We start from the raw sequence: 1,500 nt of genomic DNA on the forward strand, positions 1-1,500 counted from the left end.
GTGCCCCGGTCCTCACGGACCGGGGCACTCTGGGCACTATCTAACGGGCGCCAGAACGCCATGACATCAGCCGCGGAGCGGAATATCACCGCGACAGATGTCGTTGTACGGCCTGACGGTGTCGGACATACCCCTGGGTACCACATCGAATTCGTCGCCGCGAGCGACCAACTTGCCGAGAGCGATATGGCGGCGCCGTCACCCCAGGTGCACGACCGGACCTGCACAACCTCGGAGGTGTCCACGCCGCGACGCCCATCACGCGGCGCTGAGCCTGGAAAAGCATGTCCCGGAGCAGCTGCCAAAGGCGACATGGTCGGACATCCTCACGCGGCATTTGGCTACCGCGATCCAGTAGAGCTTGGTTCGAACGGCTTCGGCGGCACACTACCTATTTGCCCGTCTCGGGTGAGTCGTTCGGCGAACACGTTAAGTACAACTCAACGTCGGGCTCCAGTCCGCTTCCGCGGCTTGCGGAGGGTCTCCGGGATGGTGACGAACATCAGACCGACGAAGCCGACGACCGCGCAGATCATCAATATGGCGAAGCCGGATCCGGCCCGCTCGAACCAGGAACCGTCGGAATCCCGAAGCACGGTGTCCACCACGAAGTAGACGGTGACTCCGACCCAAGCCAGCAAGTAGAGGGCGGCCACGACGACGGTGTGCTTCCCCCACAACCAGATAAAGAAGACAACCCCGATGATCCCGAATCCCACATACCACCCCATCACATGAGGAGTATTTCACGACGCTTTGCCTGCGGCTGTATGCCGTAGGGGGGATCGACCGTCTGCAGTGGGCGGGTGGTAGTTCAGTAGCAGCCGAAGGCGCAGTTGCCCTGGCGAAAAGCGTTGCGGGACGGAATGATGCCTCTCTTGTCAAATAGGGAGTTCAAAGAGAAGTCGCGGCACTTTTGGATCATGGTCGTGGTGCCGGCAATTGGGCGAAGACCTCCTTCTCCCGAAGAGTCATCGGCAGGCAGCCTCTGCGATCAGGTGTGGTAACCATCGTCATCGGGCACGTCGAGATGATATCCGCGCGCACTGTCCGAGATTCGATTCACAGTCAGTCTGAACGGAGACCGGAATCGATCGATTTCGCCCACCCCGATTTTGAGCCGACACCAAAGGTGACGACACGCAGCCTCGTCGCTATAGTCCGCGACGTACCCGCTCGATCTCTTCGAGAGCTGCCGCACGTCCACGTTCACGCGCATCATCGACGCTACTGGCCAGCCGAGTCGGTGCCTGGTCACGGGGCGAGGTGTCTGGGAGAAAACCTGTCCGGCGGAGAACAAGTTCTGCAGACAGGTACGGGTTCGCGCTGGTCATCTCACGAACTTTGACGTAGGCGGCCTGCAGTTCTGCCGAGGTATCGAACCTGGTGGCGAGACAATCTCGTTCAATCGTGTCGAGGCACTCTTGGTAGGTGCCCTCTTGCCGCTCGACTCTCTCGGCTACAAGGATCGCCGAGCTCCGCGGCGGCTCGGGGCGATTC

The 1,500-nt window shown here is 60.9% G+C and carries 2 protein-coding genes; both read right to left on the reverse strand.

Features of this window, described 5'->3' with window-relative positions:
• Positions 1 to 440 precede the first annotated feature (440 nt).
• Positions 441 to 731 carry a hypothetical protein gene (locus WAW17_RS25925; RefSeq protein ID WP_422335739.1) on the reverse strand — a complete coding sequence of 97 codons (291 nt, stop codon included), beginning with the start codon at positions 729 to 731 and terminating at the stop codon, positions 441 to 443.
• A gap of 423 nt (positions 732 to 1,154) precedes the next feature.
• The coding region (locus WAW17_RS25930) for a hypothetical protein (RefSeq protein ID WP_422335740.1) at positions 1,155 to 1,500 on the reverse strand (346 nt) is incomplete at its 5' end.

The organism is Rhodococcus sp. (in: high G+C Gram-positive bacteria) (assembly GCF_049286785.1).
Lineage (GTDB): Bacteria > Actinomycetota > Actinomycetes > Mycobacteriales > Mycobacteriaceae > Rhodococcus_F.